The sequence below is a fragment of the Achromobacter mucicolens genome, assembly GCF_029866465.1.
In the GTDB taxonomy this organism is placed as follows: Bacteria; Pseudomonadota; Gammaproteobacteria; order Burkholderiales; family Burkholderiaceae_B; genus Achromobacter; species Achromobacter mucicolens.
The window spans coordinates 4,823,211-4,846,845 of the sequence record NZ_CP123364.1; the positions used below are offsets into that span (position 1 = coordinate 4,823,211).

The 23,635-nt window shown below is 66.5% G+C and carries 17 protein-coding genes and 2 riboswitches; of the genes, 9 read left to right on the forward strand and 8 right to left on the reverse strand.

The annotated features are described in order from the left end of the window. Positions 1 to 202: 202 nt before the first annotated feature. From QEP15_RS22005 to QEP15_RS22040, 8 genes are all read left to right on the forward strand, one after another. Positions 203 to 1,717 carry a M81 family metallopeptidase gene (locus tag QEP15_RS22005; protein ID WP_280148062.1) on the forward strand — a complete coding sequence of 505 codons (1,515 nt, stop codon included), beginning with the start codon at positions 203 to 205 and terminating at the stop codon, positions 1,715 to 1,717. 79 nt (positions 1,718 to 1,796) lie between these two features. Continuing rightward, on the forward strand, positions 1,797 to 3,362 hold the full coding sequence (locus tag QEP15_RS22010) for an ABC transporter substrate-binding protein (RefSeq protein ID WP_056325258.1): 1,566 nt from the start codon (positions 1,797 to 1,799) through the stop codon (positions 3,360 to 3,362). 66 nt (positions 3,363 to 3,428) lie between these two features. After that, complete coding sequence (locus QEP15_RS22015; RefSeq protein ID WP_056325255.1) at positions 3,429 to 4,370, forward strand: ABC transporter permease; 942 nt, start codon at positions 3,429 to 3,431, stop codon at positions 4,368 to 4,370. A gap of 10 nt (positions 4,371 to 4,380) precedes the next feature. After that, entirely contained in the window at positions 4,381 to 5,286 is a 906-nt protein-coding gene (locus tag QEP15_RS22020) for an ABC transporter permease (RefSeq protein ID WP_128829043.1), read from the forward strand. A gap of 5 nt (positions 5,287 to 5,291) precedes the next feature. Next, positions 5,292 to 7,001: an ABC transporter ATP-binding protein gene (locus QEP15_RS22025; RefSeq protein WP_280148063.1), complete on the forward strand. Its 1,710-nt coding sequence runs from the start codon at positions 5,292 to 5,294 to the stop codon at positions 6,999 to 7,001. Between the two features lie 27 nt (positions 7,002 to 7,028). After that, entirely contained in the window at positions 7,029 to 8,438 is a 1,410-nt protein-coding gene (locus QEP15_RS22030) for an amidase (protein WP_175156098.1), read from the forward strand. Between the two features lie 29 nt (positions 8,439 to 8,467). Continuing rightward, complete coding sequence (locus tag QEP15_RS22035; protein ID WP_175234654.1) at positions 8,468 to 9,943, forward strand: M81 family metallopeptidase; 1,476 nt, start codon at positions 8,468 to 8,470, stop codon at positions 9,941 to 9,943. Positions 9,944 to 10,176: 233 nt separating this feature from the next. Beyond that, a complete protein-coding gene (locus tag QEP15_RS22040; RefSeq protein WP_056325244.1) occupies positions 10,177 to 12,132 on the forward strand; it encodes a DUF945 family protein in 1,956 nt (651 codons plus the stop codon). A gap of 82 nt (positions 12,133 to 12,214) precedes the next feature. On the opposite strand, the gene gcvP is transcribed toward QEP15_RS22040, so the two are convergent. The 8 genes from gcvP to QEP15_RS22080 form a co-directional block, all read right to left on the reverse strand. Further along, positions 12,215 to 15,088 (reverse strand): aminomethyl-transferring glycine dehydrogenase, encoded by a 2,874-nt coding sequence (gcvP, locus tag QEP15_RS22045; RefSeq protein ID WP_280148064.1) that lies wholly within the window; start codon positions 15,086 to 15,088, stop codon positions 12,215 to 12,217. Between the two features lie 100 nt (positions 15,089 to 15,188). Further along, on the reverse strand, positions 15,189 to 15,566 hold the full coding sequence (gcvH, locus tag QEP15_RS22050) for a glycine cleavage system protein GcvH (protein ID WP_056325238.1): 378 nt from the start codon (positions 15,564 to 15,566) through the stop codon (positions 15,189 to 15,191). A 100-nt stretch (positions 15,567 to 15,666) separates the two neighbouring features. Continuing rightward, positions 15,667 to 16,767: a glycine cleavage system aminomethyltransferase GcvT gene (gene gcvT / locus QEP15_RS22055; protein WP_280148065.1), complete on the reverse strand. Its 1,101-nt coding sequence runs from the start codon at positions 16,765 to 16,767 to the stop codon at positions 15,667 to 15,669. A gap of 84 nt (positions 16,768 to 16,851) precedes the next feature. Further along, positions 16,852 to 16,974: riboswitch (glycine riboswitch) on the reverse strand. A 43-nt stretch (positions 16,975 to 17,017) separates the two neighbouring features. Next, a riboswitch (glycine riboswitch) is annotated at positions 17,018 to 17,119 on the reverse strand. 65 nt (positions 17,120 to 17,184) lie between these two features. Then, positions 17,185 to 18,078, reverse strand: coding sequence for a ZIP family metal transporter (locus tag QEP15_RS22060; RefSeq protein ID WP_062839978.1), 894 nt, complete (start codon positions 18,076 to 18,078; stop codon positions 17,185 to 17,187). 30 nt (positions 18,079 to 18,108) lie between these two features. After that, on the reverse strand, positions 18,109 to 18,723 hold the full coding sequence (locus QEP15_RS22065; RefSeq protein WP_280148066.1) for a superoxide dismutase: 615 nt from the start codon (positions 18,721 to 18,723) through the stop codon (positions 18,109 to 18,111). 169 nt (positions 18,724 to 18,892) lie between these two features. After that, positions 18,893 to 20,095, reverse strand: coding sequence for a BaiN/RdsA family NAD(P)/FAD-dependent oxidoreductase (locus QEP15_RS22070; protein ID WP_280148067.1), 1,203 nt, complete (start codon positions 20,093 to 20,095; stop codon positions 18,893 to 18,895). 23 nt (positions 20,096 to 20,118) lie between these two features. Continuing rightward, positions 20,119 to 22,380, reverse strand: coding sequence for an arginine/lysine/ornithine decarboxylase (locus QEP15_RS22075; RefSeq protein WP_056325225.1), 2,262 nt, complete (start codon positions 22,378 to 22,380; stop codon positions 20,119 to 20,121). 175 nt (positions 22,381 to 22,555) lie between these two features. Beyond that, positions 22,556 to 23,008 carry a hypothetical protein gene (locus tag QEP15_RS22080; protein ID WP_142053141.1) on the reverse strand — a complete coding sequence of 151 codons (453 nt, stop codon included), beginning with the start codon at positions 23,006 to 23,008 and terminating at the stop codon, positions 22,556 to 22,558. Between the two features lie 106 nt (positions 23,009 to 23,114). Between QEP15_RS22080 and QEP15_RS22085 the strand changes: the two genes are divergently transcribed. Next, complete coding sequence (locus QEP15_RS22085) at positions 23,115 to 23,633, forward strand: GNAT family N-acetyltransferase (RefSeq protein WP_152382616.1); 519 nt, start codon at positions 23,115 to 23,117, stop codon at positions 23,631 to 23,633. The last annotated feature ends 2 nt before the right edge of the window (positions 23,634 to 23,635 follow it).

Below are 23,635 nucleotides of genomic sequence, written 5' to 3' on the forward strand. Positions count from 1 at the left end.
CCCCCGAGGCGCTTCGCGCCTTCCCCCAGGGGCGTCGCAGCGGACCGGCGGAGCCCGGATCCGCGCGACCCCGCTTGGGAAGGGATTGCTTGAATCGGGGCGCGTCGTTCTTGCCTCGGATTGAGGGGCTTGGCTTGAAGCACTGACACTGCGCGGCGTCTCGCCGCGCCTTCCGAATATCTGTACGACAGGGGGAAACCTGATGCGCATCGGGATCGGCGGCTTTCAGCATGAGACCAATACGTTCGCGCCGTCGCGCGCGGCGTGGGAGGATTTTGCGGACAAGGGTGGGGGGTGGCCGAAGCTGGTCAGTGGCCCTGCGATGTTCGAAGCGGTGGCGGGGGCCAATATTCCGGTGGCGGGATTTATCGAGGCGATGGGCGGGCATGCGTTGATTCCCACGACGTGGGCGGCGGCCAGTCCCTCCGGGCATGTGACCCGGGATGCGTTCGAGCGCATCAGCGCGATGATTCTGCAAGGGCTGTCGCAGGCGATGCCGCTGGACGGCGTGTATCTGGATCTGCACGGCGCGATGGTCACCGAGCATCTGGACGACGGCGAAGGAGAATTGCTCAAGCGCGTGCGTGAACTGGTCGGCCCCAATGTGCCCATCGTCGCCAGCCTGGACCTGCACGCCAACGTGACTCGCGCGATGGTGCGCCATGCCGATGCACTGGTCTGCTATCGCACCTATCCCCACATCGACATGGCCGAGACCGGCCAGCGCGCCGCAAACCTGCTGGCGCAGCGGCTGGGCGGCATGCCGCGTCATTACGTGGCGCTGCGCAGCCTGCCCTTCCTGATTCCGCTGTGCTGGCAGTCCACCGACATCGAGCCGGCCCGCAGCCTGTACCAGCTGCTCGGCGATCTGGAGGCGCGCGGCGCGGCCAGCAGCATCTCCTTTGCGACCGGGTTCCCGGCCGCGGATTTTCCCGAATGCGCGCCCACGGTCTGGGCCTACGGCATGACGCAAGCCGAAGCCGATGCCGCTGCCGACGAGATGGCGCGCGCCGTCGAGAATGCGGAACAGGACTTCGGCGGCAAGCTCTACACCCCGGATGAAGCCGTGCAGGAAGCGTTGCGGCTGGCGCGCGATGCGTCCAAGCCCGTGGTCATTGCCGACGCGCAGGACAACCCGGGCGCGGGCGGCAGTTCCGACACCACCGGCGTGCTGCGCGCGCTCATCCGCCACGATGCGCGCGATACGGCGATTGGTCTGATTGTGGACCCGGCCGCCGCGCTGGCCGCGCACCGCGCCGGCGCTGGAAATACCATTCGGATTGCACTGGGTGGACATTCGGGTATTCCCCACGACGAACCCCTGGACACCGAGTTCATCGTCGAGAAAACTTCCGATGGACGCTTCGATACGCATGGTGCGTTCTATCGCGGCTTTCACATGGATCTGGGCCCCAGCGCGTGCCTGCGCATCGGCGGCGTGCGCATCATTCTGGCCTCCAACAAGGTGCAAATGGCCGACCAGGAGATGTTCCGGTTCGCCGGCGTGGAACCCACGCGCGCCGCGATCCTTGGGGTCAAGAGTTCGGCGCACTTTCGCGCCGATTTCACCCCGATCGCGCACACGATCCTGGTGTGCGCGGCGCCCGGTTCCATGCTGATGGATGCGGCAAAACAACCATGGACACGGTTGCGTCCCGGCATCAGAATGGCGCCTTGCGGGCCGGTGTTCGACAGCCGGTCTGCAGCGACAGCCTGACCCTCGCGCGCCGCTTCATCGCGACGCGTCAACGACGTAGCGGCCCATGCGCCGCTCACAACGCTTCAAGGGGAAATACATGCTCAAGTTTGTCCGAGCGGCCGCGCTGGCCGGCGTCACTCTCGCGATGGCTCACGGCGCCTACGCCGAGACCGTCATCAAGACGGTGATGCACTCGCCACTGCGCCTGACCGATCCGCACGCCACCACCGCCTACATCACGACGTGGCACGGCTACATGATCTACGACACCTTGCTGGCCACCGACGCCGACAACAAGGTGCAGCCGCAGATGCTTGAGAAGTGGGAAGTCTCGCCCGACGGCAAGACCTACACCATGACGCTGCGCCCGGGTCAAAAATGGCATGACGGCCAGCCGGTGACCGCCGAGGACTGCGTGGCGTCGATCAAGCGCTGGGCCGCCGGCGACGGCATGGGCCGCACGCTGCTCAAGTTCACCGACAAGATCGAAGTCATCGACGACAAGAGCTTTCGCATCGTCATGAAGGAACCCACGGACCTGGCGCTGCGCGCCCTGTCCAAGCCCACCGGCACCGCGCCGTTCATGATGCCCAAGCGCATCGCCGAACAAGCCATCGGCAAGCCCATCACCGACATGACGGGCTCTGGCCCGTTCAAGGTCGCCGAGTTCAAGCCGGGCGTAAAGACCGTCTACGTCAAGAACACCGATTACGTGCCGCGCAAGGAGCCCGTCAGCGGCCTGGCTGGCGGCAAGGTCGTGCACGTGGACAAGGTCGAGTGGGACGTGATGCCCGACGCCCTGACCACCGCCAACGCGCTGCTGGGCGGCGAGATCGATTTCGTCGAGCAGTTCCCGTATGACCTCTTGCCGATGATCGAAGGCAACCCGGACCTGAAGGAAGAGTCGCTCAGCCCGGTCGGCTACTTCACGATGTACCGCTTCAACTTCAAGTACCCGCCCTTCAACAACAAGAAGATCCGCCAGGCCGCCATGTACGCGATCGGCCAGGAAGACGTGATGAAGGCGCTGGTCGGCAATCCCAAGTACTGGAAGACCTGCGCCTCGCTGTGGGGCTGCGGCACGCCGCTGGAAAGCGATATCGGCAAGGACATGATCGTCCCGTCGAACATCGAGAAGGCCAAGGCGCTGCTCAAGGAAGCGGGTTACGACAACACGCCCATCCTGGTCATGCACGCCACTGATGTTGGCACGCTGTCGGCGCAACCGGTCGTGATGGCCGCGGCGCTGCGCAAGGCGGGCTTCAACGTCAACCTGGCGGCGATGGACTGGCAAAGCGTGGCCACGCGCCGCGCCTCCAAGGCCGCACCGGCCGAAGGCGGCTGGAACATCCACAACACCAACTGGTACGCCACCGACGTGATGGACCCGGTGCGCTCCGCCCCCGCGGCCGCCAACGGCGACAACGCGTGGTTCGGCTGGCCCGACTTCCCGCAGATCGAAGAACTGCGCACGAAGATGGCGCTGACCTCGGACCCGGCGGAACAAAAGAAGATCTCCGAGGAAGTGCAGCGCATCGGCATCGACGAAGGCCTGTACGTGCCGCTGGGCCAGATGTCCGTGCCCACCGTCTACTCGACCAAGCTGTCGGGCCTGGTGCACGCGCCGGTCTTCGCGTTCTGGAACGTCAAAAAGGCCCCTTGATGGGCTCCGGGCCTGCGCGCCGCAGCAAGCAGTCCGCGCAGGCCTAATTGGTACAGGGGGAAATACATGCTGGCATTTGTCTCACGCCGGCTCCTCGCGACCATCCCAGTCCTGGTGATGGTCGCGGTGGTGGTCTTTGCGATATTGCGTTTCAGCCCCGGAGATCCGGCCATCATCATGGCGGGCGACGGCGCCACGCCCGAACGTATCGTTCAGATACGGCAGACGATGGGCCTGGACCAGCCGGTGGTCAAGCAGTTCTTCATCTGGGGCGGCAAGCTCCTGCAGGGCGACCTGGGCACTTCGCTGATGTCCGGCGTGCCGGTCACCAAGCTCATCGCGCAACGCCTTGAACCGTCGCTCAGCCTGGCCGTGCTCACGCTGGTGTTCACGCTGCTCGTCGCCATTCCGCTTGGCGTGCTGGCGGCATGGCGCCAGGGCAAGCTGCTGGACCGCGCCGTCATGGGCTTCTCGGTGCTGGGATTTTCCGTGCCGGTGTTCGTGACCGGCTACCTGCTGATCTGGGCCTTCGCCATCAAGCTGGGCTGGTTCAACGTGCAGGGCTATGTGCCCCTGGAAAAGGGATTCTGGCCGTTCCTGCACCGGCTCATCCTGCCTTCGCTGGCGCTCTCCACGGTCTACGTGGCGCTGATCGCGCGCATCACGCGCACCAGCGTCATCGAGGTCATGGGCGAGGACTTCATCCGCACGGCGCGCTCCAAGGGGCTGGGCGAAACCGGGGTGCTGCTTGGCCATGCGCTGCGTAACGCGGCCGTGCCCATCGCCACCGTCGTAGGCGTGGGCATCGCGCTCCTGATCAGCGGCGTCGTCGTCACCGAGTCGGTGTTCAACATCCCGGGCCTCGGCCGGCTGGTGGTCGAAGCCGTGCTGGCGCGCGACTACCCCGTCATCCAGGGCCTGACGCTTTTCTTCGCGTTCGTCTACGTGTTCATCAATCTTGTTGTCGATTGCGCCTATACGGTGTTCGACCCGCGGATCAGGTACTGACACCATGAGCATGCAAACGCCAACCGACGCCGCCGCGCAGGCGGCCGCCGACCTCCCCGGAGGCGGCACCCCGCACACCACCGCCTGGCGGCAGATCCGCCAGGGGCTCAAGAGCTGGCCCGTCATGCTCGCGCTGGTGGTGCTGGCGGCGATCGTCTTCGTCGCCGTGTTCGCGCCTCTCCTGGGCACGGTCGATCCCACCCTCCTCAATCCGGGCGCGCGCCTGAAGCAGCCCTTCACCGACTATCTGCTGGGCACGGACGCGTTCGGCCGCGACGTGTGGTCGCGCGTCGCCTACGGCGCGCGCATCTCGCTGATCGCGGGGCTGGGCGCCGCCGTGGTCAGCGTGGTCATCGGACTGGTCATCGGCGTCATCGCCGGCTGGTTCCGGTCGCTGGACGGTCCGATCATGCGCACCATGGACGCCATCATGGCGATCCCCGGCATTCTGCTGGCGATCGCGCTGGTGTCGGTCACGGGCGCCAGCATCACGACCGTGCTCGTGGCCATCACCATCCCGGAAATCCCGCGGGTGGTGCGCCTGGTGCGCGGCCAGATCCTCAGCGTGCGCGGCGAGCCCTACGTCGAGGCCGCGCTGGCGCTGGGCACGCCGCTACCGCTGCTCTTGTGGCGGCACATGGTGCCCAGCACGATCGCGCCGCTGACGGTGCAGGGCACCTACGTCTTTGCGTCCGCCATGCTGACCGAGGCCATCCTGAGCTTCCTGGGCGCGGGCATCCCGCCCGAGATCGCGTCCTGGGGCAACATCATGTCCGAAGGCCGCATGTACTTCCGCATGCTGCCGGGCCTGATCCTGTTCCCCGGACTGTTCCTGTCGCTGACCGTGCTCAGCGTGAACATCCTGGGCGACGCCTTGCGCGACGCGCTGGACCCGAAAATGGTGCGCAGGATCTGATGCCGATGAACTATTCCCCCAATCCCCCCGCGGGCGATACCTCGTCCGCCATCCTGGCCATCCGCAATCTGTCGGTCGAAGTCGCCGGCGCGGGCAACCGCGTCGTGCGCAACCTGAGCCTGGACGTGCATGCCGGCGAAACGGTGTGCGTGGTCGGCGAGTCCGGTTCGGGCAAGTCCGTCACGTCGCTGGCCGTCATGGGCCTCTTGCCGCAAGGCATCCTGGGCATCAGCGCGGGCTCGATCCGCGTCGAAGGCGAGGACGTCGCCACGGCCACGCAACGCCGGCTGCGCGAGCTGCGGGCCACGCGCATGGCGATGGTCTTTCAGGAACCCATGACCGCGCTGAATCCCGTGCACACGGTGGGCAAGCAGGTCGACGAGGTGCTGCGCCTGCACCGCAAGAACATGTCGGCGGCCGAGCGCCGGGCCAAGGTGCTGGACATGTTCCAGTCGGTGCACCTGCCCGACATCGAGCGCATCTACGACGCCTACCCGCACCAGCTGTCGGGCGGGCAGCGCCAGCGCATCGTCATCGCGATGGCGCTGATCCTTGAACCCAAGCTGCTGATCGCCGACGAGCCGACCACGGCGCTGGACGTCACCACGCAAAAGCAGATTCTTGCGCTCATCAAGGAGCTGCAGGTCAAGCACCGGACGGCAGTGCTGTTCATCACGCACGACTTCGGCGTGGTGGCCGAGATCGCGGACCGCATCGTGGTCATGAACCGCGGCGACCTGATCGAAAGCGGCTCGCGCCACGAGATCCTGGCCGAACCCAAGCAGTCCTACACACGCCGGCTGGTGTCCTCGGTGCCCAGCCTGGTGCCCTCGCGCCGCGAGCCGCCCGGCGGCACGCCGGTGCTGCACGTCAAGGGTCTGGGCCGCACTTATGGCGCCAAGGGCTCGCTGTTCTCGCGCAAGGCGGCGCAGCACGTCATTGCCGCCACCGACGTCAACCTGACATTGCGCAAGGGCGAGATCCTGGGCATCGTCGGCGAATCGGGGTCGGGAAAGTCGACGGTCGCGCGCTGCATCGTGCGGCTCATCGAGCCCACCGCCGGCCACATGATGATGGGCGGCGAAGACCTCAGCACGCTGTCCGGATCGGCGCTGCGTCCCGTGCGCCGCCGCATCCAGATCGTGTTCCAGGACCCGTACCGGTCGCTCAATCCGCGCCGCACGGTCGGCGAGTCCATCATCGAAGGCCTGCTGAATTTCGGCGTGCCGCGCGACGAGGCGCTAAAGCGCGCCAGCGAAACCCTCAGCGTGGTGGGGCTGAGCCCCGACGCGATGCGGCGCTATCCCCACCAGTTCTCCGGCGGCCAGCGCCAGCGCATCTGCATCGCGCGCGCCCTGGTCATGGATCCGGAAATCCTGGTGGCCGACGAAGCCGTCTCGGCGCTGGACGTGTCGGTGCAGGCCCAGGTGCTGGAGCTGCTGGAACAGGTGCGCGAGCGCACCGGCGTGGGCGTGCTGTTCATCACGCACGACCTGCGCGTGGCCGCGCAGATCTGCGACACCATCATGGTGATGCAGCGCGGGCAGGTGGTGGAAACCGGCTCGGCCGAAACCGTGCTGACCGAGCCCCGCCACCCGTATACCCGCGCCCTGATCGATGCCGCCCCGGGGCGCGACTGGGACTTCCGCAACTTCCGGCCGATCGCGCCTGGCCTCTTGCCCGTCGCTCCCCCCGCCGACTCCCCGGCCGCCTGACGCCTTTTTCGCATCACTGGAACCGAGATGCCGCAACCGCATGAAATGTCCGCCCAGGAACTCCTGCAGGCGTATCGCAGCAAGACCCTGTCGCCCGTCGAGGCCACGCGTGCCGTGCTCGATCACATCGAGCGCTGGGAGCCCCGGCTGCACGCAACCTACGCGCTGGATCCGGAAGGCGCGCTGGCCATGGCCCGTGCCTCGGAAGCCCGCTGGATGAAGGGCGAGCCGCAGTCCTGCGGCGGGTTTTCGCTCGATGGCGTGCCCGCCACCATCAAGGAAAACATCGCCACCCGCGGCGTGCCCGTGCCGCTGGGCACCGCGGCCACCGACCTCACCCCGGCGGCGGCCGACGCCCCGCCGGCGGCGCGCATGCGCGAGGCGGGCGCCGTCCTGCTGGGCAAGACCACCATGCCCGACTACGGCATGCTGTCCTCCGGCCTGTCGAGCTTTCATGAACTGACGCGCAACCCCTGGGACCTGACCAAGAATCCGGGCGGCTCCAGCGCGGGCGCCGGGGCGGCGGCCGCCGCCGGTTATGGTCCCCTGCATATCGGCACCGACATCGGCGGCTCGGTGCGCCTGCCCGCCGCCTGGTGCGGCATCGCCACGCTCAAGCCCAGCCTGGGCCGCATTCCCATCGATCCGCCCTTCATGGGCCGCTGCGCCGGCCCCATGACGCGCACCATCACCGACACGGCCCTGATGATGGGCGTGCTGTCGCAGCCGGACGCCCGCGACCACATGAGCCTGCCCTTCCAGGAGATCGACTGGTTGAACCTGGACCAGGACGTGCGCGGCCTGCGCATCGGCCTCTTGCTGGACGCGGGCTGCGGACTGCCGCTGGATCCGGAAACCCGCGATGCGGTCGAAGCCGCCGCGCGCGCCTTCGAAGCGGCGGGCGCCATCGTCACGCCCATGCAACCCTGGATGACGCCCGGCATGCTGGACGGCGTGGACCGCTTCTGGCGCACCCGTTCGGCCATCGACCTGGCTGCGCTGTCCGAAGAACGCCGCGCGAAGATTCTGCCCTTCATCCGCGCCTGGGCCGAAAGCGGCGGCGGCCACAGCGGTGAAGACGTGTTTCGCAGCTACTACGAAACGCTGAACGTGCGGGCGCGCACGGTCGCCGCCTGCGCGCCGTTCGATTACGTGCTGTCGCCGGTGGCGCCGGTGGTGGCCTACAACGCCGAGTGGCCCTCGCCCACCAACGAGGTCGCCACCACGATGCACCACATCGGGTTCACGCTGCCCTTCAACATGAGCGAACAGCCCGCGGCTTCGGTCAATTGCGGCTACACGAAGGCGGGTCTGCCGATCGGCCTGCAGATCGCCGGCGCGCGCTTTGACGATCTGGGCGTGCTGCGCGTGGCGCGCGCGTGGGAACGGATGCGTCCCGCGCAGCGGCCCTGGCCGCAGCCGGTGTCGGCCCACTGACTTTCCACGGCAACCCACAGGAACATCCCATGCGTTGGCTTTTGGCAATGATCAAGCACGAGACGAACACGTTTTCGCCCGTGCCCACCCCCCTTGAGCGCTTCTTTCGCGGCAGCCCCGAAATCCTGGCCGGCGAGCGCGCCATCAAGGCCTACGAGAACACCGACAGCGGCCTGGGCGGCTACATCGAGGTCGCCCGCCGCGAAGGCGCGGAAATGGTCGTGCCGGTCGCGGCCGAGTCCTGGCCCAGCGGTCCCGCCAGCGCGCAGACGCATGAGCGCCTGTGCACGCTGATCCTGGACGAGGTCAAGCGCGGCGGTTTCGACGCCATCCTGCTGGACCTGCACGGCGCGATGGTCGCCGAGGGCGTCGAGGATGCCGAGGGCGACCTGCTGCGCCGCCTGCGCGAGATCGATCCCACGACGCCCGTCGCCGTGACTCTGGACATGCACGCCAACATCTACGACGACATCGTGCGCAACGCCACGGTGATCAGCGGCTTTCATACGTATCCGCACGTGGACATCCGCGATGCGGGCGTGCGCGCGGCGAACGTCATCGTCCGCACGCTCAAGGGCGAGATCAAGCCGGTGATGACCTGGGCCAACAAGCCCATGCTGCCGCACATCATGTGCCAGGGCACGCATGCCGCGCCCAACAAGCCGCTGCAGGAGCGGTGCAAGGAACTGGAGGCCGGCGGCGTGCTGGCGGCCTCGGTTTTCGTGGGCTTTCCCCACGCGGACATCCGCGAGGCGGGCCTGAGCGCCGTCGTCTGTACCGATGGCAACCTGGCCGAAGCCGAACAGCATCGCGACGAATTGCTGGACCGCGCGTGGCGCGGCCGCGCCGACTGGGTGTTCCATTCCGAGCCGCTGGCGCCCACCATCGCGCGCGCCAAGGCCATCGAACAGGGCCCGGTCGTGCTGCTGGACCACTACGACAACACGGGCTCGGGCGGCACGATGGACACGACGGCGGTGCTGGCCGAGGTCCTGCGCCAGGAACTGGACAACGTCGTCTTCTACGCCATCTGCGATCCGCAAGCCGCGCGCGAAGCCGCCGCCGCGGGCGTGGGCAACACCATCACGCTCAAGCTGGGCGGCAAGCTGCCCATGCCGGCCATCAAGCAGCCCAGTGAACCGCTGGAGGTCACCGGCCGCGTCAAGCTGGTGTTCGACGGCGTCTACCTGAACCGGGGCCCCATGTATCGCGGCGTGCGCAACGACACGGGGCTGACGGTGGTCATCGACACCGGCCGGGTGGAGATCGTGGTGGTGTCCCGCCACCAGGAGCCCTTCGACATCAACTGCCTGCTGTCGGCTGGCATCGATCCGCTGCAAAAGCGGTATGTGGTGCTCAAGAGCCGCATCCACTGGCGCGCGGGATTCTCGGACATGGCCACCGAGATCATCGAATGCACCGGCGTGGGCGTCACGACCTCCGACTATGCCCAGCTTGATTTCAAGCACGTTCGGCGACCGATCTATCCGCTGGACCCCATCTGAATCCAGGCACTTTGTCGACAAAAAAGCCGGCGCACCCGCGCCGGCTTTCATTTTGAAATCTTCGGTAACTGCGCGCCTGCTTGGCGGGACACGTGTCTCGGTATACTCCGCCGCGGGCCTGACAGGCCGATGAACACGCGTATCCAGGAACGGTTCCGCTCGCGCGGACGCGAGTGGCGCAGTTGACCGCCGCTGCCGGATATGACTCGACAATCAACGATATAAGCAGAGCGATGAAAAAGAGCGTAGCGATCACCCTGGGCGTGGTCATAGTGGGAGCGGGAAGCTGGGTCGGCGCCACGTGGTACACCGGCAAGCGCATCGAAGAAGACGCGCAGCGTTACCTGGCGCAGGCCAACGAGAAGCTGGCTAAGGTCACGCCCCTGTTCGGTCTGCGCATCGACCAGCTCAAGTACGAGCGCGGCCTGTTCTCCACGCAGGCGCGCTATGGCGTGTCGTTCATCAAGAACGACAAGGGCCTGGACGACCTGCCCGGCGGCATGATCGAGTTCGACGCAAACGTCGAGCACGGCCCCTTCCCCAAGAGCGCCCTGGCGCGCGGCGCCATTGCGCCCAAGCTGGCGTTCATCCACACCGAAATCGCCAAGACGGACAACATCAAGCCCGTCTTCGAGCTGACCAAGGACGTGTCCCCGCTGATGAGCGACGCGATCGTCAGCTACAGCGGCAATGCGGTGACGACCGCCGCGGTCGCTCCCGTTACCGTCACGCACGACGGCAACGCGCTCGACTTCAGCGGCATGCGCATCGAAGGCACCTTCGACCGCGCCACCCAGGCGGTCACCGCGCACGGCGTGATGGACAAGCTGGCCGTCGACGGCACCAAGAGCAGCGACCCGGTGAAGATGACCGTGGCGGGCCTGACCATGGACGTCGACAGCCGCATGGGCAAGTTCGGCATTTCCATGGGCAATTCGGACCTGAAGATCAAGCGCGTGGACGTCCTGCGCCCCACCGACGACATGAAGGTGGCGCTGGACAACTTTAGCTATGGCGTGAAGCTGTCCGAGGACGACAAGGCGATCAACGTGCAGGCCGCCTATCAGACGGGCGACCTTACCGTGAACGACGTCGTGCTGGGCAACGGCCAGGCCGTGGTGAAGCTTGCCCGCCTGGACGGCCAGGCCGTCAAGCAATTGTCGGACACCTACAACCAGCTCATGCGCCAGTACATGCTGGGCGCCAGCGACGAAGGCCTGAAGGACGAACAGTTCGACGTCCTGCTGGACAACGCCGGCAAGCTGCTGGCCGGCAATCCGTCGTTCAGCATCGATCCGCTGAGCTGGAAAACGGCCAAGGGCGAAAGCAAGCTGACGTTCACGCTTGAAATGGCCAACCCGGCCAACGCCAAGGACCTGACCCCGCAGGAAATCGCGGTGCAGGCGATCAAGAAGATCGACGCCTCGCTGGTGATCTCCAAGCCGATGGTGCAGGACCTGATGGTGCAGTACGCCATGAAGAAGGAAGGCCTGACCGCCGAGAAGGCCGCGGCCGACGCCGATGAGAGCATCCGCCAGATGGCCGGCATGGCCGAAATGATGAACGTCGGCAAGAACGACGGCGACAATATCGTCGGCAAGTTCACGTTCGCCGATGGCATGGGCGACCTGAACGGGCAGAAGATCCCCGCCGATGAACTGTTCAGCGGCCTGCTGGGCGCCACCGGCATGAACGGCATGGACGACGACGATGAGCTGTCGGGCATCGGCATGGATTCCGACGAGGAATCCACCGCCGCCGCACCGGTGGCGGGCGTCATGCAGGACTTCAACCTGGAAGACGTCGCCAACATGCTGGACGACATGGGCTACACCGTCACCCGCACCGATGGCACCGACGGCCCCGTGCTGGTCCTGAACCCGGGCACCACCGGCGCCACGGATCTGCGCCTGGAGTTCCTGTGCAACGACTTCACGGAAAAGTGCCTGGACCTCGTGGCAACCGCCACGTATGCCACCAAGAAGCCGATGTCGCTCAAGGCCATCAACGCCTGGAACCAGGAATACCGCTGGAGCCGCGCCTACCTGGATGACAAGAACCAGGCCGTGCTGCAGATGGACATGAACGCCGAAGGCGGGCTGGGCAAGGACAACCTGCAAATCCTGCTCAACACCTTCATCAGCATCGCCGAAGACTTCGGCGCAGCGGCGAAAGCGCCCGCGAAGTAATGCGCGGCCGGCCTGACGCCGGCCCCAGACAAAAGCCCCCGCCTGTGAAGGACGGGGGCTTTTTTCATCCTGCTGCCAAAAACTATGCGTACGCTTCGATCGGCAGGCAGGCGCAGACCAGGTTGCGATCGCCGTAGGCGTTGTCGACGCGGGCGACCGGCGGCCAGTACTTGCCGTCGCGCAGCGTGGCCACCGGGTAGGCGGCCTGCTGGCGCGGGTAGTCGTGCAGCCATTCCTCGGCCAGCAGCATCTGGGCGGTGTGCGGCGCGTTCTTCAGGACGTTGTCGTCACGGTCGCGTTCGCCGCGTTCGACCTGCGCGATCTCTTCGCGGATGGCGATCATCGCGTCGATGAAGCGGTCCAGTTCGGCCACGCCTTCGGATTCGGTCGGCTCGACCATCAGCGTGCCGGCCACCGGGAAGCTCATCGTGGGCGCATGGAAGCCGTAATCCATCAGGCGCTTGGCGATGTCTTCGGCGCTGATGCCGCTGGTTTCCTTGAGCGGGCGCACGTCCAGGATGCACTCGTGCGCCACGCGGCCGTTGCGGCCCGCGTACAGGACCGGGTAGTGGTCGCGCAGGCGGGTAGCAATGTAGTTCGCGTTCAGGATGGCGACTTCGGTGGCGCGGCGCAGGCCGTCCGCGCCCATCAGCGCGATGTACACGAACGGGATCGGCAGGATGCCGGCCGAGCCGAACGGGGCGGCCGAGACCGGGCCGACCTTGGCGTCGCCGGGCAGCTTGCCCTGTTCGTTCACGACCCCCGGCAGATACGGCGCCAGGTGCGCGCGCACCGCCACGGGGCCCACGCCGGGGCCGCCGCCGCCGTGCGGAATGCAGAAGGTCTTGTGCAGGTTCAGGTGGGACACGTCCGAGCCGAACTTGCCGGGCTTGGCCACGCCGACCATTGCGTTCATGTTGGCGCCGTCCAGGTAAACCTGGCCGCCGGCCTGATGCACCAGATCGCAGATTTCGGTCACGGCTTCTTCGAACACGCCGTGCGTGGACGGGTACGTGATCATCAGCGCGGCCAGCTTGTCGCCGACGTGCGCGATCTTGGCGCGCAGGTCCGTGAGGTCCACGTTGCCATTGGCGTCCGAGGCCACCACCACCACATCCATGCCGGCCAGCTGCGCCGAGGCGGGGTTGGTGCCGTGCGCCGACGACGGGATCAGGCAGATGTTGCGCTGGTGCTGGCCGTTGGCCTGGTGGTAACCGCGAATGGCGAGCAGGCCGGCGTATTCGCCCTGCGCGCCCGAGTTGGGCTGCAGGCTGATGTTGTCGTAGCCGGTGATTTCGCACAGCGCGGCCGACAGGCGGTCGATCAGTTCGACGTAACCCTGGCTTTGCGAGGCGGGCGCGAACGGGTGGATCAGCGCGAATTCGGGCCAGGTGATGGGGATCATCTCGGCCGTGGCGTTCAGCTTCATGGTGCACGAACCCAGCGGGATCATCGTGCGGTCCAGGGCTAGGTCCTTGTCGGCCAGCTTGCGCAGATAGCGCAGCATGTCGGTTTCGGACTGGACGCTGGAGAAGATGGGATGCGTCAGGATGGCGCTTTCGCGGGCCACCGCGGCGGGGATGCCACTGGGGGCCGCGGCATCGAGCGCGTCGATGTCGAGTTCGACGTCATCGCGCTCCAGGCCGGCGGCGAAGACGTTGACCAGCGCCTGCAGGTCGGCCACGGTCACGGTTTCGTCCAACGAAACCGCAAGGCGCGCGCCGTCGACGCGGCGCAGGTTGATGTGGGCGCAGTCGGCGGCCGTCAGGATGGCAGGCGTTGCGGCGCCGGTTTCCAGCAGCAGCGTGTCGAAGAAGGTGTCGTTGACGACCTTGATGTCCAGCTTGATGAGTTCGGCGCGCAGGATCGCGGTGGCGCGCTGCACGCGCTCGGCGATGCGGCGGATGCCGGCGGGACCGTGCCACACGGCGTACATGCCGGCCATCACGGCCAGCAGCACTTGCGCCGTGCAGATGTTGGAGGTGGCCTTCTCGCGGCGGATGTGCTGTTCGCGCGTCTGCAGCGCCAGGCGCAGCGCGGGGTTGCCCTGCGCGTCCTTGGACACGCCGACCAGGCGGCCGGCCATGTTGCGCTTGAAGGCGTCCTTGCAGGCCATGAAGCCCGCGTGCGGGCCGCCAAAGCCGAACGGCACGCCAAAGCGCTGGGCCGAACCGACGGCGATGTCGGCGCCCCACTCGCCCGGGGCGGCCAGCACGGCCAGCGCCAGCAGGTCCGTCGCGCACGCCACCACGGCGCCTTGCGCGTGGGCGGTTTCGGCCAGCTTGCGGTAGTCGGACACGGCGCCCGTGCTGTGCGGGTATTGCAGCAGCACGCCAAAGCACTCGGGCAGGCCTTCGGCTTCGTCGCCGATGCGGATCTCGATGTCCAGGCCTTCGGCGCGCGTGCGCACGACTTCGATGGTCTGCGGATGCACGTGGCGCGAGATGAAGAACACCGGGCTCTTGGACTTGGCGCTGCGGCGCGCGAGCGTCATCGCTTCGGCGGCGGCCGTGCTTTCGTCCAGCAGCGAGGCGTTGGAGATGTCCAGGCCGGTCAGGTCGGCGACCATGGTCTGGTAGTTCAGCAGGGCCTCCAAGCGGCCCTGCGAGATCTCGGGCTGGTACGGCGTGTAGGCCGTGTACCAGGCGGGATTTTCAAGAATGTTGCGCAACACCACGTTGGGCGTCTGCGTGCCGTAGTACCCCTGCCCGATGTAGCTGCGGTAGACCTTGTTGCGGCCCGCGACCTGCTTCAGTTCGGCCAGCACGTCGGCTTCGCTGCGCGAGGCGGGCAGCGCCAGCGGCGCCTGGCTGCGGATCTTGGGAGGCACGACTTCTTCGATCAGGGCGTCCAGGCTGTCGCTGCCGATCACGGCAAGCATGGCGGCCTGGTCGGCGTCGGAGGGGCCGATGTGGCGGGGAATGAAGTCGGTATGGGTGTCTAGGGCGCGCGACATGGGGAGATCTCGGGGTAGCGGGTGTCGTCCTGGAGACGGACGGTATTGCGTCTGGCGAGGGCGGCGGCGCCGAGGCGGCCCGCCTCCCTCGCGGGCGGCATCAGCCGTTGGCGACGGCTTCGTAGCCGGCGGCGTCCAGCAGCTTGTCGGCGTCGGCCGCATTGTCCGGCTTGATCTTGAAGATCCAGGCGGTGAAGGCCGATTCGTTGATCAGGTTGGGGTTGCTTTCCAGTTCTTCGTTGAAGGCAACGATTTCGCCGGACACGGGCGCGTAGATGTCCGAGGCGGCCTTGACCGACTCGACCACGCCAGCGGTTTCGCCCGCGTTCAGCTTCGCGCCGACGTTCACGTCGCCGACGAAGACCAGATCGCCCAGCTGATCCTGGGCGGTGTCGGTGATGCCGACGACGAACACGTCGCCCTCGGCTTTGACCCATTCATGGGACTCGGTGTACTTGCGATCGGTGGGCAGACTCATGGGAACTCCTGAGGGGAATACGGGTAGATGAATGGTGTTGCGCGCCTCGCGCGGGCGGCCGTCGCCCAGACAGGGGCGGCGCACGCGCGAAGCTTCGAGTTTACGAGTGTTCGACGGCTTTGCCGTTACGCACGAAGGGCAGCTTGCACGCCACGGCGGGCACCCACTTGCCGCGGATGTCGACCTCGACCGTATCGCCCGGGGCCACGCCTTGCGGCAGGCGGGCAAAGCCGATCGACACGCCCAGCGTGGGCGACATGGTGCCGCTGGTGAGTTCGCCCATCCCTTGCGGGGTGCGCACGGCCATGTGCGCGCGCATGACGCCACGGTCCTTGAGCTTCAAGCCAATGAACGTGGCGGGCGTGGCGAATTGCTCAAGCGCATCGCGGCCGATGAAGCGGCGCTCGGCGTTCTTGAAGGACACGGTCCAGGTCAGGCCGGCCTGGCCGGGCTGGGTCAGTTCGTCCATGTCCTGGCCGTACAGGTTCATGCCGGCTTCCAGGCGCAGCGTGTCGCGCGCGCCCAGACCTGCCGGACGCACGCCCTGGGCGGTCAGGTCGCGCCAGAGCTGGACCACGTCGGCGGCGGGCAGGACGATTTCGAAACCGTCCTCGCCGGTATAGCCCGTGCGGGCGACCAGCGTGTCGTCGCCCAGGCGGGCGGCGACGAAGGGCGTCAGCAGTTCGGTGGCGGCTTGCCAGGCCGGGCGGGCCGCCCAGACTTTGGCGCGGGCGTTGGGGCCTTGCACGGCCACCATGGCCAGATCGCGGCGCGGCGTGATGGCGACGTCGAACGCGCCGGCCTGCTTGACGCGCTGCATCCAGGCCACGTCCTTGTCCGCGGTGCCGGCGTTGACCACCACGCGCCATTCGTCGGCGGCGAAGAAATAGATGATGAGGTCGTCGATGACGCCGCCCTGCGGATTCAGCATGCAGCTGTAGAGGGCCTTGCCCGGCACCGTCAGCTTGGACACGTCGTTGGCGACCAAGCGCTGCAGGAAGGCGAACGCGTCGGGACCCTTCACGTCGACGTTGAGCATGTGCGACACGTCGAACATGCCGGCGTCCTGGCGCACCGCGTGATGCTCGTCAAGCTGCGAGCCGTAGGCAAGCGGCATGTCCCAGCCGCCGAAATCGACCATGCGGGCGCCGGCGGCGATGTGTTCTTCGGCCAGCGGGGTGCGTTTGAGGGGTGCGGACATGCGGGGAACTCCGGGACGGCGTGATGCCAGGGTTACGGAATGCCGCTGATTGCGGGCGGATGGCGCCCGCGCAACGGCTGAATCTTCCGCCCCTCTGTCCTTTTGCCTGAGAGTTGCCCCGCGTGGCGGGTTTGCACCTTCGGCGCCTGGGCTGCTCGCCATGTCCCTGTTTCAGGGGCGGCGCCAGGTCTCTCCAGAGTACTGTTTTGCCGCATCCGCATGGCCATGAGGCAACAAATGCGGGACGGGGCAAGCCTGCGCGGTATCGGTTACCTGAGCGATTCTGGGCGAATTGCGCCTTCGGCGGCGGCCGGGCTTGATGCCTTCGGCCACTCTCTCCCGCAGCATGCGTGACAGCGCCGAAAGCATACAACGAAAGCCCGGGGTAAGCCTAGGCCTGTCGCGCGCGGGGCGGCGCTATCCCAGCGCCGTGTCCAGCAGCATCATCAGGACGAAACCCAGCATCAACCCGCAGGTGGCGTAGACCTCGTGCCCCTTGCGGTGCGATTCCGGGATGATCTCGTGGCTGATGACGAACAGCATGGCGCCCGCGGCAAAGCCCAACCCCCATGGCAGCAGCGGCGCGGACCACCCGACGACCGCGGCGCCCAGCACCGCGCCCACGGGCTCGATCAGCCCGGACAGCATGCCCAGCGCCACGGCGAAGGTCCGTTTGTAGCCGGCGGCCAGCAAGGCGACCGCCACCACCAGTCCTTCGGGGATGTCCTGGATGGCGATGCCGGTGGCCAGCGCCGTGCCGCGCACTGGGTCGCCCGCGGCATAGCCCACGCCGATCGCCAGCCCCTCGGGCAGGTTGTGCAGCATGATCGCGAACACGAACAGCCAGGTGCGGCGCAGACGGTGCGCCTCCATCCCTTCCCTGCCCTTGATGAAATGCTCGTGCGGCAACGTCCGGTCCATGAGCAGCAGCACGCCTGCGCCCAGCAGGATCGCGGCGCCCACGGTCAGGCCCGCGCCCCACGGGCCGTAACCCAGGTCCTCGCCCGCGGCGATGCCCGGCGCCACCAGCGAAAACGCGCTGGCGGCCAGCATGACGCCGGCGCCAAAGCCGAACATGCTGTCCTGCGCCTTTTGCGGAATGGTGCGGGCAAAGAGAATGGGCAACGTGCCGAGCGCGGTGGCGCCGGCCGCGACAAGCCCGCCAAGCAGCGCGTCCGCCACGTGCGGCGCCCGCACGTCCAGGTAAACCCAGAGCTGGTACAGGGCCAGGCAGGACACCATCACAGCCAGCGTCCAGACGCTGATGCTGGTGGCTGCCGGCCGTACGCGATGACGGCTGAAGGTATTCATAGGCGGCTGCGCTCCTTCGTGAAGATGCGCTCAGCCCCGTGCTGCGGCGTAGCGGCGCGAGACCTCGGCCCAGTTCACCACGTTGTAGAAAGCGCCGATGTATTCCGGCCGGCGGTTCTGGTACTTCAGATAATAAGCGTGTTCCCAGACATCCAGCCCCAGAATGGGCGTGTTGCCGTCCATCAGCGGGCTGTCCTGGTTGGCGCTGCTCTCGACCACCAGCTTGCCCGCGGGCGTCACGCTCAGCCAGGCCCACCCGCTGCCAAAGCGCGTCAGGGCCGCCTTGGTGAAGGCTTCCTTGAAGGCGGGCAGTCCGCCCAGGTCGGCGTCGATGGCCGCGGCCAGCGCGCCGTTCGGCTCGCCGCCACCCTGCGGCGACATGACGGACCAGAAAAGGCTGTGGTTGGCGTGGCCGCCGCCATGGTTGCGCACCGCGCCGCGCACGGCGTCGGGCAATTCCTTGATGCGGGCGACCAGCGCCTCGACCGGCTCGTCCGTGTTGATGCCGGCGCCTTCCAGCGCGGCGTTCAGGCCGTTGACGTACGTCTGGTGATGCTTGGTGTAGTGGATCTCCATCGTCATCGCGTCGATATGGGGTTCCAGCGCGTCATAGGCGTACGGCAAGGGAGGAAGGGTGTAGGCCATGCGAGTCTCCGGCTGATCCGTCCCGGGCGGGACGAGCTTGATAAAGATCAAAACATAAATGATATGTATTTTTATTTGATATCACAATGCCGGATTGGCGATGCGTGCCGCAGCGGTGTCCGCAAAAGCGGAATGCGCGTCGCAGATTGGCGCTAAGCGCGCCGCGAAATCAAAGCGCCTGTCCGCAGGCGACGCCCGACGCCCACGCCCATTGGAAGTTGTAGCCGCCCAGCCAGCCGGTGACGTCCACGGCTTCGCCGATGAAGTACAACCCCGGAACCGACTTGGCCTGCATCGACTTCTGATCGAGGCCGCGCGTGTCCACGCCGCCGCGCATGACTTCGGCCTTCTTGTAGCCCGCCGTGCCGCTGGGCACGAGCGTCCACTGATGAATATCCTGCGCCAGTGCGCGCAGCGTCTTGTCGGGCGCGTCGGCCAGGCGCAGGGCCGCCAGGCCGGGCTTGCCGCCCTGCTCGGTCAGGTGCAGCCAGCTGTCGGCCAGTCGCTTGGGCCACAATCCCCCCAGCACCGTGTGCAACTGCTGGCGGTTGCCGGACTTGGAGGCCAGCAGTTCCTGCGCCAGGTCGCGTCCCGGCGCCAGGTCGATCACGATGGGTTCGCCCGGCTTCCAGTAGCTGGAGATCTGCAGGATCGCCGGACCGGACAGCCCCCGGTGCGTGAACAACAGGTCTTCCAGGAACTCGCCGCGCGCCTTGCCCTGCCCGGTTTGCAGGTTTACTTCCAGCGCCACGCCGGACAGTTCCGACAGCGGCTGCCATTGCACGGGGTCGAAGGTCAGCGGAACGAGCGCCGGGCGCGGCTCAACGACCTTCAGGCCGAACTGGCGGGCAATCTTCAGCCCGAAGTCCGTTGCGCCCAACTGGGGAATCGCCATGCCGCCCGTCGCAATGACCAGCTTGGCGGCCCGGATGACACCCTGGCTGGTTCGCAGTTCGAAGCCGGCCTCGCCCTGCGCGATCTCGGCCACCGAACAGCCCATGCGCCATTGGACATTGCCCGCGCCGCACTCGGCGCGCAGCATGTCGATGATGTTTTCGCTGGAGTCGTCGCAGAACAACTGGCCGCGATGTTTTTCGTGCCAGGCGATGCGGTGGCGCTTGATGAGCGCCAGGAAGTCCTGCGGCGTGTAGGCCGACAGCGCCGAACGGCAAAAATGCGGGTTTTCCGACAGGAAATTGGCGGGGCCGGCGCCGATGTTCGTGAAGTTGCAGCGCCCGCCGCCGGAGATGCGGATCTTCTCGGCCAGGCGCTGCGCGTGGTCGACCAGCACCACGCGCAGGCCGCGTTGACCAGCGACCGCCGCGCACATCATGCCCGCGGCGCCCGCGCCAAGCACTGCAACATCGAACATCAAGATTTCCGGCCCGCCCGTGCTTACTCTTCGATCAGGCAGTCAACGTAGTAACGCTTTTCGCCGTCCGGACCCACTTCGTCGGCCAGGCCGTGGATGTAGGTTTCGAAACCGGGGAAGCGTTCGTTGAACTCGCGCGCGAACTGCAGGTACTGCACGATGGTGCGGTTGAAGCGTTCGCCCGGGATCAGCAGCGGAATGCCCGGGGGGTACGGCGTCAGCAGCACGCCCGTCACGCGGCCTTCGAGCTTGTCGATGTCGACGCGCTCGACCTCGCGGTGCGCCATGCGGGCAAACGCGTCCGACGGCTTGAGCGCGGGCACCATGTCGCTCAGGTACATCTCGGTCGTCAGGCGGGCCACGTCGCGCTCGCGGTAGGCTTCGTGGATCTGCTGGCAGAGGTCACGCAGGCCCATGCGCTCGTAGCGGCGATGGTCGCGGCAGAACTCCGGCAGGATGCGCCACAGCGGCTGGTTGCGGTCGTAGTCGTCCTTGAATTGCTGCAAGGCGGTCAACAGCGTGTTCCAGCGGCCCTTGGTGATGCCGATGGTGAACAGGATGAAGAACGAATACAGGCCGGTCTTTTCAACCACCACGCCGTGCTCGGTCAGGTACTTGGAGACCAGCGCCGCGGGAATGCCGGTTTCACCGAAGCTGCCCGACATGTCCAGCCCCGGCGTGATGACCGTGGCCTTGATCGGGTCCAGCATGTTGAAGCCTTCGGCCATTTCGCCGAAGCCGTGCCAGTGGTCGTTGGCTTCCAGGATCCATTCGTCGCGGTTGCCGATGCCTTCGGACACCAGGCGGTTCGGGCCCCAGACCTTGAACCACCAGTCGTTCTTGCCGAACTCGGATTCCACCTTGCGCATGGCACGGCGGAAGTCCAGGGCTTCGCGGATGCTTTCCTCGACCAGCGCGGTGCCGCCCGGCGGCTCCATCATGGCGGCCGCCACGTCGCAGGACGCGATGATCGCGTACTGGGGCGAGGTGGACGTGTGCATCAGGTACGCCTCGTTGAAGACGTTGCGGTCCAGCTTGCGGGTCTCGGACTCCTGCACGATGATTTGCGAGGCCTGCGAAATGCCGGCCAGCAGCTTGTGCGTGGAGTGCGTGGCGAAAACCATGGCGTCCTGGCTGCGCGGGCGATCCTGGCCGATGGCGTGCATGTCCTGATAAAACTCGTGGAACGACGCGTGCGGCAGCCAGGCTTCGTCAAAGTGCAGCGTGTCGACGTAGCTGCCAAGCTGCTGCTTGATCATTTCGACGTTGTAGATGACGCCGTCGTACGTGCTTTGCGTCAGCGTCAGGATGCGCGGATTCTTGTTGACCGCTTCGCGCGCGAAGGGGTTGGCTTCGATCTTCTTGCGGATGTTGTCCGGGTGGAACTCTTCCAGCGGGATCGGCCCGATGATGCCCAGGTGGTTGCGCGTGGGGCGCAGGAACACGGGGATCGCGCCCGTCATCGTGATGGCGTGCAGGATCGACTTGTGGCAGTTGCGGTCCACCACCACCACGTCGCCGGCCGCAACGTTGGCGTGCCACACAACCTTGTTCGAGGTCGACGTGCCGTTGGTCACGAAGAAACAGTGGTCCGCGTGGAAGATGCGCGCGGCGTTCAGCTCGGACTCGGCCACCGGGCCGGTGTGGTCCAGCAGCTGGCCCAGTTCGTCCACGGCATTGCAGACGTCGGCGCGCAGCATGTTCTCGCCAAAGAACTGGTGGAACATCTGGCCGACCGGGCTCTTCAGGAACGCCACCCCGCCCGAGTGCCCCGGGCAGTGCCACGAATACGAACCATCTTGCGCGTACTTCACCAGCTCGCGGAAGAACGGCGGCGGCAGGCTGTCGACGTAGCTGCGGGCCTCGCGGATGATGTGGCGCGCCACGAACTCGGGCGTGTCCTCGAACATGTGGATGAAGCCGTGCAGCTCGCGCAGGATGTCGTTCGGAATGTGTTCCGACGTGCGGGTTTCGCCGTACAGGTAGATGGGAATGTCCGCGTTGCGAAAGCGCAGTTCGCCGATGAAGGCGCGCAGGTTCTTGATCGCGCTGGCCACGTCCTCGGGCGAGTCCACGTCGAACTCTTCATCGTCGATCGACAGGATGAAGGCGCTGGCGCGGCTTTGCTGCTGCGCGAACGAGCTCAGGTCGCCGTAACTGGTCACCCCGATCACCTCGACGCCCTCGGCCTCGATTGCTGCGGACAAGGCACGGATACCCAAACCGGACGCGTTCTCGGAACGGTAGTCCTCGTCGATGATGAAAATGGGGAAGCGGAATTTCATGCAGGCGCTCCTGGGGGCATGGCGAATCGGACGCGTATCGCGGCGCGAATGTACTGCGAGTAAAAAACCGTCCGAAGTCAGACGGCGCGAGCACCCGCCGGCGGCGGGAATTGCGGAATTGTAGGGCTGTTTTTCTTACAGCCCTAAGGGAAATCCCCAGAAGCGCCGGATCGGCCTATCGGATGGTCCGGGCTTCGCCCGTTTGCAGGGCTGTCATGAACATTTCAAAGTAGGCGGGGATGGCTTCGGCGGCCCCGTAGCGGATGCGCCGTTCGACCTTGGCGATGGCGCCAAAGCAGACTTCCGAGCCCGGTTCTCCGCAGACGAGAACCACCGGATCTTCGTCGTCGCAGACCTCGTACAGTCCGCCGTGCGCGCGGCGGCCGACTTCGTAGAGATAGGCGGCGGCGCCGACGGTTTGCATGGGGGTCAGAGGCAGCGTGCCCAGATGGGCGGCCTCCAGCGCGTCGTCCAGCGCATGGACGCTGGACGGGGAGTAGTCCAGCACGGCGCCGGTGGAACCGGCTGCCTCTACAAAGTCCTGCGCGGCACCCGCGACACGTGCCACGAACTCTTCCTGCACCTCATGGCGCGTCGCATCCTGGTTTGTCTTGAGGAAACCGAACATCAGTGGCCCCTTGTTCAAAACCGCAAGCGGCGATGGGGCCATTATAGGCAAGCCCGTCCTCCTATACTGCCCAAACGTTCCCTATTCCCAACACTTTGATTCCGCCATGAACGCCCCTGCCGTCCGCCGCCTGACCGCCCCCGATGCCGCCGCCCTGCGGCAATTGCGTCTGAACGCGTTGGTCGAAACGCCCGAGTCCTTCGGATCGAGTTACGAAGAGGAACACACGCTGACATTGGCGGACATCCGCGCGTGGATCTCGCCGGCCGACGACGGCGCCATGTATGGCGTGTTCCTGGGGGACACGCTGGCCGGCATCGTCGGCGTCAGCCGCCAGCGCAAGCTGAAGCTGCGCCACAAGGCGCACATCTGGAGCATGTATGTGGCGCCCGCCCATCGCGGACAAGGGCTCGGCCGGCTGCTCATGCGCGCGGCGATCGACCACGCGGCAACCATGCGCGGCATCCGGCAGGTGCAGCTGAGCGTGACCGCCAACAACACCGCGGCGTCCGCGCTGTACGCCAGCCTGGGGTTCACGGTATATGGCCACGAACCCGACGCGCTTTGCGTGAACGGACAGCTCTACGATGAAACGCTGATGGCGATGCCGTTGTCGGACGGCTGACC